An 11,980-nucleotide genomic window follows, 5' to 3' on the forward strand; every position below is an offset into this window, starting at 1 on the left:
GTTCCCGTCAGTGCGCGACGGCGGGTACGCGCGGGGCACCGTTCCGATCGCGCACGGCGTCGCGCTCGCCGAGCGCTGCGGCGCGGTCGAGCCAGCCCTCGATACGCGCGGGAGGTGCAGTCTTCACCCCCAGCATCCGATGCGTGCGCACCGAGCGGATGCCGACCAGCTTCATCGTGTTGCGCACCACCTGGGTCTGTGCGGGCACGCCGGTGATGGGCGTGAAGAACCACGGGGTGTCGGCGAGCAGCAGCAGGCGGCCGCGGTTCGCGCCGACCAGACCGATCGGCAGACCCGCGGGGCTGTAGCGATACTCCTGCTGGGGCAGGAGGGCCCGGTCGAAGAATCCCTTCAGCACCGCAGGCACACCGCCCCACCACAGCGGGGCGGCGATGACGACGTTGCTGGCCTCGTGCAGGGCGGCCTTCGCCTCGACGAGATCGGGTTCGAGCGTCATGCGCTGCCGGTACCCGAAACGCAGGTGCGGGTCGAAGTCGAGGTCGCGCAGGGCGAGCAGGCGCGCTTCTCCGTGCGCTGCGGCGTAGCGGCGGGAGAGCTCGGCGGTGAGCGAGCGGTCGTCGGGGTGGCCGTCGATGACGAGGGTGGAGGCCATGCGGGTTCCAATCTTGACAGTGTCTATTTGGTTGACAGTGTCAAGATAAGGAACAATGTTGCGCGTGTCAAGTTCTCGAGCGGCCTACCATCACGGAGATCTCGCGCACGCGCTGGAAGCCGCGGCGATGCAGTTGCTCGCCGACAAGCCCGCCACCGAGATCAGCCTGCGCGAGGTCGCGCGCGCAGCCGATGTCAGCCACAACGCGCCGTACCACCACTTCTCCGACAGGCGCGGGCTGCTCAAGACCCTCGCCGAGCGCAGCATGGCCGAACTCGTCGACGACGTGCGGGCCACCCTCGCCGCCGCACCGGACGCGACGGCGGCACTGATCACTGGCGGACAGGCCTACATCCGCTTCGCCGTCGAACGCCCCCATGCGTTCGACGTGATCTACGACCCGACCGTGTGCATTCCCGGCGCACCCACCGAGACCATGGCACCGCTGATCGACGAGCTCGAGACGTTGCTCGGTGGCGCGGTTGTCAACGCCGGCCTGCACGAGAGTGCCCTCACCGCGTGCTGGGGGCTCGTGCACGGACTCGGCACGCTCGCCGCGGCCGGGCACTTCCCCCTCGACGTGGCGACGACCTCGTTCGAATCCGCGGTGCGGGCGATGCTAGCGCGCTGACCGCCCCGCGGGCGTGCGCAGCTGCACCAGCCGACCCGACCCCTCGATCAGTTCGGCCCACGAGTCGACGCCGACGAGGCACTCCGCGACGGCGCACGTCGGAAACTCGACGAACGCGCCCGTGAGCTCGGCGACAGCATCCTGCATGCCCGGGTTGTGCCCCACGAGCATCGCAACCTCCGCCTCATCAGGCAGGCGCGAGGCCGCCGCCAGGATCGAACGCGCCGACGCCGCGTACAACAGCGGTTCCTGCACGACCTCGACACCCTGTGCGGCGGCATACTCGGCCGCCGTGGTGCGTGCCCGCACGGCCGTGCTCGAGACGATGTGGGAGAAGCGGAGGCCCTCATCAAGCAACCTGCGGGCCATCAGCGGCGCATCGCGCCGGCCCCGGGCATTCAAGGGCCGGTCATGATCGGCCAGCGACGCATCGCCCCAGTCGGACTTCGCGTGGCGGGCCAGCAGCAGCGTCTTCACGCCACCATTGTCACACTCAGCTGCCCTGGGTTCGGCAACCCTGGGCTTGCCTTCCCGGGCGGTCGAGCGTCAGCATCCGATCAGGCCATCGCGGCCGCGGCGACCTCGTCCTCGCTGGTCGCGACCAACTGACCGCACGCACCGTCGATCTCCTTGCCGCGGGTGTCGCGCAGAGTCGTGGGGATACCCGCATCGTTCAGGCGCCGCACGAACTCGTCTTGGACGGCCTTGTCGGATGCCGTCCAGATCGACCCCGGCGTGGGGTTCAACGGGATGGGGTTCACGTGCACCCAGCCGCGACCGCGCGAGTTGAGCTTGGACGCCAGCAGGTCGGCGCGCCACGGGTGGTCGTTCATGTCCTTGATCAGCGCGTACTCGATCGACACACGGCGTCCGGTCTTGTCGAAGTACTCGCGGGCCGCGTCGAGTGCCTCGCCGACCTTCCAGCGCGAGTTCACCGGGATCAGCTCATCGCGCAGCTCGTCATCGGGCGCATGCAGCGAGAGGGCGAAGGTGACCGGGATGTCCTCATCGGCGAGCTTCTTGATCGCCGGCACCAGGCCGACGGTCGACACGGTGATGCCGCGGGCGCTCATGCCGAGGCCATCCGGCTGCGGGCCGACCATGATGCGCACGGCATCCATCACCCGCTTGTAGTTGGCGAGCGGCTCACCCATGCCCATGAAGACGATGTTGCTGACACGCTCCATGCTGTGGTCGCTGGCCTTCTTGCCGCCCAGACCGCCCTCGGCGATCAACCGGTTCGCACGCACGATCTGCTCGATGATCTCGGCGGTCGACATGTTGCGGGTCAGTCCCGCCTGTCCGGTCGCGCAGAACGGACAGTTCATGCCGCAGCCGGCCTGGCTCGACACGCACAGGGTGATCCGCCCCGGGTAGCGCATCAGCACCGACTCGACCAGGGCACCGTCGTGCAGGCGCCACAGGAACTTGATCGTGTCGCCACGGTCCGTCTCTAGGCGCTTGACCTCGGTCAGCAGCGGCGGCAGCATGCCCGCCACGAGCTCGTCGCGCTGCGCCGCGGGCAGGTCGGTCATCTGCGCGGGGTCGGACGTGTAGTGCGTGAAGTAATGCGTCGACAGCTGCTTGGCCCGGAACCCGGGCAGGCCCAGCTCCTTGACCTTCTCGACCCGCTCGGCGGGGGTCAGATCGGCCAGGTGCACGGGAGGCTTGCCGCGCTTGGGGCTGGCGAACTGCAGCAGCGGCCGACCTTCGGCATCCTTCTGCTGCGTCCATCCCTCGGTCTTGGGGCGCACCTGGGTGCGCGCAGATCCGGTGGCGCGCACCGGGGTGGAACGGGGGCGCGAGTTCTCATCGGATGCTGACATGTCTCCAGGGTACGGGAGCCACCTGCGTAAAGAACTTGTAATTACAAGTTAGGGCGGGGAGAATGGAACAGACGAACGGAGCCTTCATGACCGACCGCCTCGCCCGCACGCGCCAGACCGGCGTCCTCGCCGTCCTGCGCGCCCCCTCCCCCGAGAGCGCCCTCGACGCTGCCGAGGCGATCATCCGCGGAGGGATCACCGGCATCGAGGTGACCTACTCCACCCCCGACGCGCCCGCCGTCATCCGCGAGCTCATCGCCCGCCACGGCGAGCGCGCCCACATCGGCGCCGGCACCGTCACCACCCCCGCGCAGGCCGCGGCCGCCGCCGACGCCGGAGCAGAATTCCTCGTCAGCCCCGGCACACTGCCCGACCTCACCCGCGCGATGCTCGACACCGGCACCGTCGTCATGACCGGCGCACTGACGCCGACCGAGGTGATGACGGCGCTCGACCTGGGCGTCGACGTCGTCAAGATCTTCCCGGCATCCCTCGGCGGCCCCTCATACCTCGGGGCGCTGCGCGGTCCGTTCCCGCACGCGCCACTCATGCCCACCGGCGGCGTGAAGCCCGACAATCTCGCCGATTGGTTCGGCGCGGGGGCCGTGGCCGTGGGTGCCGGAGGCGACCTCGCCAATAGCGCGTCGATCGCAGCATCCGACTGGGCCGATCTCGAGGCCCGCTCCGCCCGCTTCGCCGAGGCCCTCGCCGCCGTCCGCGCCTGACATCCGGCGCGGCGGCGCCACGGCGGCTGACTGGCTAGCCGGCGGGCCGCTCCGGTCGCACTTTCTCCCGCATCCTCGTGCCGCCCACCCACTCCAGTCGCACTTTCTCCCGCATCCGGGCGCTCGAAGCGGGAGAAAGTGCGACGGGAATGCCAACGGCCGACGCAAACGCCAGCGGCCGACGGCGCACGAAGCGCCGCCGGCCGCTGGGGTACCCGTCCGAGACGGAGTGTCAGTCCAGGAAGATGTCCGGGAACAGCCGATCGTCCGGGGTGCCGGGGACGGCCGCGTACTTCGAGAAGTCCGTGACGCCGTCGGCCTCGAGCACGTCCTCGACGATCAGCGTCTGGCCGGTGTACTCGCGCGACGGCTTGGTCAGCACGGCGTAGGCCGCGTCGGCGTAGACCTCGGGGGTGCGGCTGGCGGCCATCACCCTGTCACCACCGAGCAGGTTCTGCACCGCGGCGGTCGCGATCGTCGTGCGCGGCCACAGCGTGTTGGCGGCGATGCCGTCGGCGGCGAACTCCGCGGCCAATCCCAGCGTCGCCATCGTCATGCCGTACTTGGCCAGCGTGTAGCCGGTGTGCGCACCGAGCCACTTCGGCGAGATGTTCAGCGGCGGCGACAGCGAGAGGATGTGCGGGTTGCTCGCCTCACGCAGCACCGGCACCGCGGCGCGCGAGAGCATGAACGTTCCGCGCACGTTGACGTCCTGCATGAGGTCGTACTTCTTGGCGGCGAGATCAGTCGAACGCGACAGGTCGATGACGCTGGCGTTGTTGATCACGATGTCGATGCCGCCGAACTCACCCTCGGCCTTGAGCACGGCGCCGGTGATGTCGTCGTCGTCTCGCACATCGCCGACGATCGGCAACGCCTGGCCGCCGGCTGCCCGGATCGCCTCGGCCGCCGTGTGTACGGTTCCCTCGAGCTTCGGATGCGGGCTGTCGGTCTTCGCGAGCATCGCGATGTTCGCCCCGTCGGCCGCTGCGCGCAGCGCGATCGCGAGGCCGATGCCGCGGCTGCCGCCCGACATGAGGATGGTCTTTCCTGCCAGTGACATGTTCACTCCTGTTCGTGTCGCGTGACGCGGGTTTACTTCGGGGCCATGCGGATGGCGCCGTCGAGACGGATGGTCTCGCCGTTGAGATAGCCGTTGGCGACGATGCTCTCGACGAGTGCGGCGTACTCGTCGGGCTTTCCGAGTCGCGCCGGGTACGGCACTTGCTGGCCCAGCGAGTCCTGCGCGGCCTGCGGAAGCCCCGCGAGCATCGGGGTCTCCATGATCCCGGGGGCGATCGTGCACACGCGGATGCCGTGGCGGGCCAGTTCGCGGGCGATCGGCAGGGTCATCGCGTGCACGCCGCCCTTCGAGGCCGAGTAGGCGGGCTGGCCGATCTGGCCGTCGAAGGCCGCGACGCTGGCGGTGTTGACGATGACGCCGCGGTCGCCGCCCTCGGTGGGCTCGTTCTGCGCGATGACGGCGGATGCCTGCGAGATGACGTTGAAGGTGCCGACGAGGTTGATGCGGACGACCCGCTCGAACGCATCGAGGTCGGTCGGGGTGCCGTCGCGATCGAGCACTTTGGCGGGCGGGGCGATGCCGGCGCAGTTGACGACGACGCGCAGCGGTGCGATCGCCTGGGCGGATGCCACGGCCGCAGCGATCTGGTCGGGGTCGGTCACATCAGCCGGGGCGAAGATACCGCCCAGTTCGGCGGCGATCTCCTCACCGTTCGAGGTGGGCAAGTCAACGATCGTGACCTGCGCTCCGGCTGCGGCGAGCCGCCGCGCAGTGGCCAGACCGAGACCGCTGGCGCCGCCTGTGATGAGGGTGCCCTGTCCGGTGATCTGCATCGTGTTCTCCTTTGAAACGGCACGGCACCTGAGCCCGGCGTCGCGTGCGACTGAGTCTCAGCATACGTGGTTCCGAGTACCGCCACTACTGGCGGATCTCTCGCGAGGGGCGGATGCTGAGTGCATGGACCTGCGTCGCAAGCGAGCCTACGACACCCCCTCGGCCGAAGACGGCTTCCGCGTGCTGGTCGACCGGCTGTGGCCGAGAGGGCTCTCGAAGCAGAACGCAGAGATCGACCTGTGGGCCAAGGACGTCACACCGACCGCCGAGTTGCGTCGGGAATGGCACGCGGCCCCGGCATCCGATTTCGAGATCTACGCAGCGCGCTATCGCGCACAGTTGGCCGCCGACGACGCGGGCGCGCTGCGCGCGCTCGCGGACGAGCTGCGCGAGCATCCGGTCGTCACGCTCGTCTACGCCGCGCGTGACACCGAGCACAACCACGTCATCGTCCTGGAGCAGGCCCTGCGCGACCTCGCCCCGTAACCCCCCTCCTCCCCCTCCCCACCCATCCCTTCCGCTGAGAAACCACTTCCCGTCTGAGAATTCACCTCAGACGTGGTTTCTCGAGCGGGAAGTGGTTTCTCAGCGGCGCAGGGGCGCGCGGGGCGGGGAGAATGAGGGGTGTGTCGATCCCTGTGATGCCCGTCGTTGTTCCGCCGCGCGTGCGCGAGCTCGCCAGGGGCGCCGCGCTCGAATGCGTCTGGCAGAACGACCTCGGCGGCCTGACGCTGCGCGCGACGCCGCAATACGGTGAGCCGTTCTTCATCAAGTGGGGACCCCGCCACGACGAGTCGACCATGCGCGACGAGGCGGAGCGGATGCAGTGGGCGGGGCGATGGGCTCGGGTTCCGCAAGTGCTCAGTCACGGGGAAAATGCCACCGAGGAGTGGCTGGTGACGGCAGCTCTCTCCGGCGACAGCGCCGTATCGCCGTACTGGAGAGAGCGCCCCGAGACGGCTGTGCGCGCCGTCGGAGAAGCGCTGCGTGCCTGGCACGACGCGTTGCCCGTCGAAGAATGCCCGTGGGGCTGGGGCGTAGCCGCCCGTATCGACGCCGCCGAGCAGCGCGGCATCCGCGTGCCCGAGAGCCTGCGCACGCCGCCGCCGGTCGACCGACTCGTCGTCGCGCACGCCGACGCCTGCTGCCCCAACACGCTTCTCGACGCAGACGGACGCTGGCTGGCACACGTCGACCTCGGCCAGATGGGCACCGCCGACCGCTGGGCAGATCTCGCCGTCGCCGCCATGAGCACCGAGTGGAACTACGGCCCCGGCTGGGACGACACGCTCATCGCCGCATACGGCATCGCCCCCGATCCGGCCCGCCAGGCCTACTACCGCGCCCTCTGGAACGCCACCTGACCCCGCACTGCCCCACCCATTCCCGCGAGCGACGCGAGCGCGCTAGGCGGGGCCAAGGATGAAGTTCCAGGCGCCGGTCGCGACGGCGGCGATGATGGCGGATGCTGAGATCGCCGCACCGGCGAGCAATAGCATCCACTCGCGGGCGCCGAAGCGCGCGGGGCGCGCCCACGTGCGCCGCACGTCCGCCCCGAACCCACGCGCTTCCATGGCCGTCGACAGCTTCGCCCCGCGTCGGATCGACAGCACCAGCAGCGCGAACGCCATGCCCAGGAACCTGCGCACGCGCCCGCGGTCGGCGACACCTCGGGCGCGACGCGCCAACTCGAGCGCACGCCAGTCATCGACGAACAGGCCGACCATGCGCAGGCCCGCCAGCGCCCCCAGCACGAAGCGCGCCGGGAGCCGCAGGGTCTGCGCCAGCCCATCAGCGAGGTCGGTCGGATCGACGGTGACGAAGAGCACCACCGAGGGCAGTGCGATCGCCAGCACCCGCAGCATGGTCGCGCCCGCCAACGCCAGCGAGCCGTCACTCACCCGCACCAGGAACCACTCGACGTAGACGGTACCGCTCGGCTCACCGTACAGCGCGATGGTCACACCGGTCAGCGGTGCGGCCAGCCACACCGGCCAGGTGCGCAGCCAGAACTGCCGCCAGCCGATTCCGGCGAACAGGAAAAGCACGCACTCCAGCGCCAGGGCGACGGCGGCCGAGACCATGTCGAGGGTGAGGATCAGCGGCAGGGCGATCAGCGCACTCGCACCCAGCTTCGCCACCGGGTTGATCTGCGCCATCGCGCCCGTGCGTGCCCGGGTCTCCAGGAGCGTCATGCGCCCACCCCCAATGCGAAGCGCTCGGCATGCAGCGCGTCGACGACATCGAGGTCATGGGTGACCGTCACCAGCGCGGCGCCATCGTCGCGCAGATCGGCGAGCATGGCCACGAGTTCTTGCCAGGTGCGGGCGTCCTGCCCGAAGGTGGGCTCGTCGAGCACGAGCACCCGGGGCCGGGTGGCCAGCGCCGCAGCAACGGTGAGCCGCCGCTTCTCACCACCGGACAGCGTGTACGGGTTGGCCTTCGCGAGCCGTTCCAGCCGCAGCCGTTGCAGCAGTTCGTCGCTGCGAGCGGCGATCTCGCTCTCCGAGAGCCCGAGCGAGCGTGGCCCGACGGCGAGCTCGTCCTGCACCGTGGAGGCCAGCAGTTGGTGCTCCGGCTCTTGGAACACGGTGCCGATGCGCGTCAGCAACTGCCGCGACGCCCACCGGATCGGATGCGGCCCGGCTCCGCCGGCGAGGGCATCCGAGGCCGTCACGGCGCCCGACGCCGGCGGGAGGAGCCCCGCCAGGGTGAGCCCGAGCGTGGATTTTCCGGCGCCGTTCGGCCCGGTGATCGCGAGGGTGGAACCTGCCCGCACGGCCACGTCGATACCGGATGCCACGGTCGTGCCGCGTACACGCGCCACCGCGAGGTGCTCGCCGCGCAGCAGCACGTCGCCGGGAGCGGATGCCGGTGGCGCGGGATGCTTCGGCGGAAAGCCCGGCACCCACACTCCGGCCCGCGCGAGCCGCTCACCATGCAGGTTCAGCACGGTGTCGGGATGCCCGTCGGCGATCACACCGGTGCCGCCCGACCCGTCGTCCCCGATGACGATGACCCGGTCGATCAGCGGCAACCAGACGTCGAGTCGGTGTTCGACGACGATCAGCGTGGTGCGCTGCGCTGCCAGCATCCGCTCCACGGCGTCGCGCACCTCAGCGATGCCGTCGGGGTCGAGGTTCGCCGTCGGCTCATCGAGCAGCAGCAGTCCCGGCCGCATCGCAAGCGACCCGGCGAGCGCGAGGCGCTGCTTCTGCCCACCCGAGAGCGCCTTCGTCGGGCGATCCCGCGGCACGTCGAGGCCCACGGCGTCGAGCGCGGCGTCGACGCGGCGCCAGATCTCGTCCCGGGGCAGGCCGAGGTTCTCGCATCCGAAGGCGACGTCGTCGCCGACGCGCGCAAGGATGACCTGCGAGTCGGGGTCCTGCAGCACAAGACCGGCCCGGCCCCGCGCAGCCGCGGCGGGCAGGCCATCGATGAGCAGCTCGCCCTCGGCCTCGCCCTCCTCATCGCCACCGAGCACACCGGCCAGGCCATGCATGAGCGTCGACTTACCGGCACCCGAGGCGCCGAGCAGCAGCACCCGCTCACCGGGATCGATGCGCAGCGTGACATCGCGCACCGCCCAGGCGAGGCGACTGGCGTGCCGCCAGCCCCATCCACGCGCCTCGACCGCGGCGGGCGCGATCCCTCCTGACACCATGGCGATCGCCGGTCGGTCAGACCCGCTTGCGCACCTCTCGGCCCGAGCCGAAGCGGTCGAGAGCACCGGTAGCCGCGAGGCCCCGGGCGAGCAGCCAGCCGAGCAGACCGGCGAGTACGGCGCCCGAGATGACGGTGCAGATCAGGTAGACGACGGTGAAGGCTGCGTCGGCACCCGCGAACCACAGGATCATGTTGTTGATCCCGCCCAGCAGGGCGGCGCCGGCGCCGGCGAGCATCGCCACGGGCAGCGACCAGACACGGTACGCGAAGAGCAGGAAGATCAGTTCGGCGCCGAGGCCCTGCACGAGTCCGGCCTCAATGGTGAGGAACCCGCCCCACTGCGCGCCGGCCAGGGCCGAGACGACGGCGGCGAGGGTCTCGACGTAGATCGCAGCGCCGGCCTTGCGGATGATGAGGCCACCCAGCACGCCGGCGATCAGCCACGGCCCGTCGAGCAGTCCCTGCACGCCGGGCAGCAGCGGGTCGAGCAGCGCCTTGGGGCCGAGGTAGCCAACGTTCCACAGCAGGAACAGAACACCGCAGGCGACGCCCAGCACGCTGGCGACGACGATGTCGACGATGCGCCAGCGCCAGATCTCGGGGCGCATACGCCCCGTGTTCGTGGACGCGGAACTGGACGTGGACGTGCTCATAGGAACTCCTCCCTGCGCCGGCATGATCCGGATCAGGTTCGACGGTCGAAGCGCTCTTCGCTTCCTCTCAGCCCGGCGGTCCGGACTCCCGTGGTGGTTCATCGATCATATCCCGCCGACCGCACACAGGGACGTTGGGTAGCGTGGACGGGTGACCACCTCCCCCGAGTCCACGCGCCCCGCCACGCGCCGTGAACTGCGCGAGCGTGCCCACCCGCAGACGACGGAGTCCTCTCGTGCTCCGTTGCCCGCATTCGGTGACACACTGCGCACTCCTGACAACACCGTCATTGATGACGTGCCCGCCCCGAACGACGACGCCGTCGACGACGCCGAACGCTTCTCAGACGCGCCACCCCTGGGCGACACGCGGGCTTCCGCCCCGTCGTGGGATACCGGTTTCGCCGCGTATGCCGTCGATACTGTCGCTGTGGACGCCGTCGAGAACGACCCGGAGCCGGCATTCCTCAGCGCCTTCGACGATGACGATGCTCCGACGCGCGAGAACCCGGTGCTCTCTCCCGACGCCAGCGAGCCCAGCGGCACGGCCGTCGGTTCGGATGCTGCGGACGGGGCCTCTGCGCCGCAAACGGCTTGGGCGGATGAAAAGCGGCCGCCGACCGCACTGACCTGGCTCGATACCGCGACGTTGAAGGCTGAGTCGCTGCCGGAACCCCGGAGCACGCCCGACCTCTTCGACGGCGCACATCTGGCGCCGAGCTGGCGACGCCCGGGAGTACTGATCCCCCTCGGGATCGTCGGAACCCTGTGCGGCGCATACGTCGCCTCGACTCTGCTGTGGCCGCTCGACGCGGTCGCTCCTGCAGCGGCCGCCGTGAAGACAGAGATCGCGCCGGCAGAAGCGGCAGCGCTCACCTGGCCGGAAACCGGCAGCGCCGCCGTCGCGGTAGAGGGAATCGGGCCCGCCTCATCGACGACCGAGCGCGACGAGATCGCCAGCATCACGAAGGTCGCCACGGTACTGATGATCCTCGACGAGCTGCCGCTGGAGCCCGGCGAGGAGGGACCGAGCTTCGCCTTCGACTACGGCGACACGCTGGAGTACTGGCAGTACCGCAACCTGAACCAGTCGGCGCTCGATGTGCCGGTGGGCGGCACGCTGACCCAGTACCAGATGCTGCAGGGCATTCTGCTCGGCTCGGCCAACAACTACACCGACCGCCTGTCGGACGAGATCTGGGGCTCGGACTGGGCGTTCTCGCAGGCATCCGAGGAATGGTTGAGCGATCACGGCCTCGGTGGGATCACTCTCGCCTCACCCTCCGGCTTCAGCGAGTTCAACACGGCTTCGCCCGCAGATCTGACCAAGCTGGGTCAGTTGGCCATGAAGAACCCGGTGGTCGCCGAGATCGTCGCGACGCGTTCGGCGGAGATCCCCGGCGCCGGCACGGTCGAGAACACCAACGGCATGCTCGAGGATGCCGGTGTGGTGGGCATCAAGACCGGCACCCTGTCGCACTGGAACCTGCTGACGGCCAAGGACGTGCCCGTCGGCGGCACGACGGTGCGCGTCTACGCCTCGGTGCTCGGCCAGGACGACGATGACACCCGCCTCGCCGTGACGCGGCAGCTGTTCGCCGAGGTCGAGAAGTCGCTCGCCGAGCAGCCCGTCGCTGTACCGGCCGGCAGCGTGGTCGGACACGTCACCACCGAGTGGGGCGGTCGCGTCGAGATCGTGACGGATGCTGACGCCCAGGTCGTGCTGTGGAATGGCGCGACGGCCACCGCCGACACCGAACTCGATCTCGGGGATGCCACGCAGACCGGCACCGTGGTGGGCACGCTCACCGTCGATGGCCCGACCGGAACCGCCGAAACGTCGGTCTCGCTCGCCGATGAGGTCGCGCCGCCGAGCATCTGGTGGCGTCTGACGCACCCGATGGCGCTGTTCGGTATCGACTGACGCATGCGCTGGGACTGGAACTGAGCCCAGCACTGAGACGAGAGCGCCCGCCCCGATTCCCGGGGCGGGCGCTCTCGCGTTGAG

General features: G+C 69.9%; 13 protein-coding genes and 1 riboswitch. Of the genes, 5 read left to right on the plus strand and 8 right to left on the minus strand.

Going from position 1 to position 11,980, the window contains the following annotated elements; all coding sequences use genetic code 11:
* Positions 1-7: 7 nt before the first annotated feature.
* The gene (locus ACLD0U_RS13555) at positions 8-613 is read right to left on the minus strand and encodes an NAD(P)H-dependent oxidoreductase (protein ID WP_410340927.1); all 606 of its coding nucleotides are present in this window, start codon (positions 611-613) and stop codon (positions 8-10) included.
* A gap of 64 nt (positions 614-677) precedes the next feature.
* On the opposite strand from ACLD0U_RS13555, the gene ACLD0U_RS13560 reads away from it, so the two are divergent.
* On the plus strand, positions 678-1,244 hold the full coding sequence (locus tag ACLD0U_RS13560) for a TetR/AcrR family transcriptional regulator (RefSeq protein ID WP_179409799.1): 567 nt from the start codon (positions 678-680) through the stop codon (positions 1,242-1,244).
* Here ACLD0U_RS13560 and ACLD0U_RS13565 read toward each other — a convergent pair.
* On the minus strand, positions 1,233-1,721 hold the full coding sequence (locus tag ACLD0U_RS13565) for a SixA phosphatase family protein (protein ID WP_410340928.1): 489 nt from the start codon (positions 1,719-1,721) through the stop codon (positions 1,233-1,235). The two genes, ACLD0U_RS13560 and ACLD0U_RS13565, sit on opposite strands and share 12 nt — an antisense overlap.
* Positions 1,722-1,801: 80 nt before the next feature.
* Entirely contained in the window at positions 1,802-3,070 is a 1,269-nt protein-coding gene (gene rlmN / locus ACLD0U_RS13570) for a 23S rRNA (adenine(2503)-C(2))-methyltransferase RlmN (RefSeq protein WP_218847908.1), read from the minus strand.
* 62 nt (positions 3,071-3,132) lie between these two features.
* On the opposite strand from rlmN, the gene ACLD0U_RS13575 reads away from it, so the two are divergent.
* The gene (locus ACLD0U_RS13575; RefSeq protein WP_410340929.1) at positions 3,133-3,795 is read left to right on the plus strand and encodes a bifunctional 4-hydroxy-2-oxoglutarate aldolase/2-dehydro-3-deoxy-phosphogluconate aldolase; all 663 of its coding nucleotides are present in this window, start codon (positions 3,133-3,135) and stop codon (positions 3,793-3,795) included.
* 232 nt (positions 3,796-4,027) lie between these two features.
* On the opposite strand, the gene ACLD0U_RS13580 is transcribed toward ACLD0U_RS13575, so the two are convergent.
* Together ACLD0U_RS13580 and ACLD0U_RS13585 are read right to left on the minus strand one after the other, a co-directional pair.
* Entirely contained in the window at positions 4,028-4,858 is an 831-nt protein-coding gene (locus tag ACLD0U_RS13580; protein ID WP_410340930.1) for an SDR family oxidoreductase, read from the minus strand.
* Positions 4,859-4,890: 32 nt separating this feature from the next.
* Positions 4,891-5,652 carry an SDR family NAD(P)-dependent oxidoreductase gene (locus tag ACLD0U_RS13585; RefSeq protein ID WP_410340931.1) on the minus strand — a complete coding sequence of 254 codons (762 nt, stop codon included), beginning with the start codon at positions 5,650-5,652 and terminating at the stop codon, positions 4,891-4,893.
* A 124-nt stretch (positions 5,653-5,776) separates the two neighbouring features.
* On the opposite strand from ACLD0U_RS13585, the gene ACLD0U_RS13590 reads away from it, so the two are divergent.
* Together ACLD0U_RS13590 and ACLD0U_RS13595 are read left to right on the plus strand one after the other, a co-directional pair.
* Entirely contained in the window at positions 5,777-6,139 is a 363-nt protein-coding gene (locus ACLD0U_RS13590; RefSeq protein WP_410340932.1) for a DUF488 domain-containing protein, read from the plus strand.
* A gap of 140 nt (positions 6,140-6,279) precedes the next feature.
* Entirely contained in the window at positions 6,280-7,017 is a 738-nt protein-coding gene (locus ACLD0U_RS13595) for a phosphotransferase (RefSeq protein ID WP_410340933.1), read from the plus strand.
* Positions 7,018-7,059: 42 nt separating this feature from the next.
* Here ACLD0U_RS13595 and ACLD0U_RS13600 read toward each other — a convergent pair whose 3' ends face one another.
* The 3 genes from ACLD0U_RS13600 to ACLD0U_RS13610 form a co-directional block, all read right to left on the minus strand.
* Positions 7,060-7,848: an energy-coupling factor transporter transmembrane component T family protein gene (locus ACLD0U_RS13600; RefSeq protein ID WP_410340934.1), complete on the minus strand. Its 789-nt coding sequence runs from the start codon at positions 7,846-7,848 to the stop codon at positions 7,060-7,062.
* Complete coding sequence (locus ACLD0U_RS13605; protein WP_410340935.1) at positions 7,845-9,317, minus strand: ABC transporter ATP-binding protein; 1,473 nt, start codon at positions 9,315-9,317, stop codon at positions 7,845-7,847. Before ACLD0U_RS13605 ends, ACLD0U_RS13600 begins: the two co-directional genes overlap by 4 nt.
* A 16-nt stretch (positions 9,318-9,333) precedes the next feature.
* Positions 9,334-9,972, minus strand: a complete 639-nt coding sequence (locus ACLD0U_RS13610; RefSeq protein ID WP_206821536.1) for an ECF transporter S component — start codon at positions 9,970-9,972, stop codon at positions 9,334-9,336.
* A riboswitch (TPP riboswitch) is annotated at positions 9,965-10,074 on the minus strand. It overlaps the preceding gene by 8 nt.
* Positions 10,075-10,123: 49 nt before the next feature.
* On the opposite strand from ACLD0U_RS13610, the gene ACLD0U_RS13615 reads away from it, so the two are divergent.
* Complete coding sequence (locus ACLD0U_RS13615; protein WP_410340936.1) at positions 10,124-11,896, plus strand: D-alanyl-D-alanine carboxypeptidase family protein; 1,773 nt, start codon at positions 10,124-10,126, stop codon at positions 11,894-11,896.
* The last annotated feature ends 84 nt before the right edge of the window (positions 11,897-11,980 follow it).

The sequence above is a fragment of the Microbacterium sp. 2216-1 genome (assembly GCF_046507855.1).
GTDB classification, from domain to species: Bacteria; Actinomycetota; Actinomycetes; order Actinomycetales; family Microbacteriaceae; genus Microbacterium; species Microbacterium esteraromaticum_C.

Bases quoted from the DNA above. Each gene is read 5' to 3' on its own strand.
- ACLD0U_RS13580 (WP_410340930.1), bottom strand. From the start codon at position 4,858: ATGTCACTGGCAGGAAAGACCATCCTCATGTCGGGCGGCAGCCGCGGC.
- ACLD0U_RS13610 (WP_206821536.1), bottom strand. From the start codon at position 9,972: ATGAGCACGTCCACGTCCAGTTCCGCGTCCACGAACACGGGGCGTATG.
- ACLD0U_RS13600 (WP_410340934.1), bottom strand. From the start codon at position 7,848: ATGACGCTCCTGGAGACCCGGGCACGCACGGGCGCGATGGCGCAGATC.
- ACLD0U_RS13555 (WP_410340927.1), bottom strand. From the start codon at position 613: ATGGCCTCCACCCTCGTCATCGACGGCCACCCCGACGACCGCTCGCTC.
- ACLD0U_RS13590 (WP_410340932.1), top strand. From the start codon at position 5,777: ATGGACCTGCGTCGCAAGCGAGCCTACGACACCCCCTCGGCCGAAGAC.
- ACLD0U_RS13585 (WP_410340931.1), bottom strand. From the start codon at position 5,652: ATGCAGATCACCGGACAGGGCACCCTCATCACAGGCGGCGCCAGCGGT.
- rlmN (WP_218847908.1), bottom strand. From the start codon at position 3,070: ATGTCAGCATCCGATGAGAACTCGCGCCCCCGTTCCACCCCGGTGCGC.
- ACLD0U_RS13605 (WP_410340935.1), bottom strand. From the start codon at position 9,317: ATGGTGTCAGGAGGGATCGCGCCCGCCGCGGTCGAGGCGCGTGGATGG.
- ACLD0U_RS13575 (WP_410340929.1), top strand. From the start codon at position 3,133: ATGGAACAGACGAACGGAGCCTTCATGACCGACCGCCTCGCCCGCACG.